Source organism: Paraburkholderia guartelaensis (assembly GCF_004353905.1).
GTDB lineage: Bacteria > Pseudomonadota > Gammaproteobacteria > Burkholderiales > Burkholderiaceae > Paraburkholderia > Paraburkholderia guartelaensis.
Genome location: NZ_SMOD01000169.1, coordinates 1 through 749, shown reverse-complemented (window position 1 = coordinate 749; position 749 = coordinate 1). Strand labels below are relative to the sequence as shown.

Annotated in this window: 1 protein-coding gene and 1 pseudogene; both read right to left on the bottom strand. The window is 56.3% G+C overall.

Annotated elements, in window-relative coordinates:
* On the bottom strand, positions 1 to 363 hold a 363-nt coding region (locus tag E1N52_RS43905), incomplete at its 3' end, for a transposase (RefSeq protein WP_133191290.1).
* 196 nt (positions 364 to 559) lie between these two features.
* Positions 560 to 749, bottom strand: a pseudogene (locus E1N52_RS43900) (IS701 family transposase); the annotation flags it as partial.

Genomic DNA, 749 nt, shown 5'->3' with positions numbered 1-749 from the left:
GTGCTTGATCAGACGCTCGCGGTTCTTCGTAAAGACCGTGGGCACCCACACCTCGTCGTCCATCGCCAGGCCAATGAACCAGCGAAACAGCAGGTTGTACTGCACCTGCTCCATCAGCTGGCGCTCTGAGCGGATGCTGAAAAGCACCTGAATCAGCATGGCTCGCAGCAACTTCTCTGGCGCGATGCTCGGCCGCCCGCCCTTTATGTCCGCTTCGTACATCTGGGCGAACAGTCGATCCATCTTCGCCAGCGCTTCATTCGCCATCACGCGGATCGAACGCAACGGATGCGACTTGGGGACGAAGTCGTCCAGCTTGCGCATGGAAAACAGACTCTCGGTGAATGTGTCGGCGCCGCGCATGATCTCCAGGGGACAAGTAGTGGTCCATCTATCAACGCCTCACGAGCTCTGCGCGATGACGTGTTTAAGCGGTATTTCAGCGGCCTGTTAGTACTACTGTGTCATATAAGTAACTGCGCGATCTACTGTCGTACAGCAAGAAAGCCATCGTTGCATGAGCCCTTGTCCAAGCAGGATGCGCAATGTAGTAATGGAATCAGGAACGTGGCGCTGAGCGCGCTGGACTGCCCCGGGGGATGTAATCCGAGGGAAGGGCAGGCAGCGCGCGTTCAAGGAAGTCTTTTTTACCATGTCCACCTGATTGCATTCTGAGTCGTTGAGCCATCAGAAACCCATACGCAGCGATACTCAGTGTGGCGTGATGGTGAAAGCCACGCCAGCCTCGT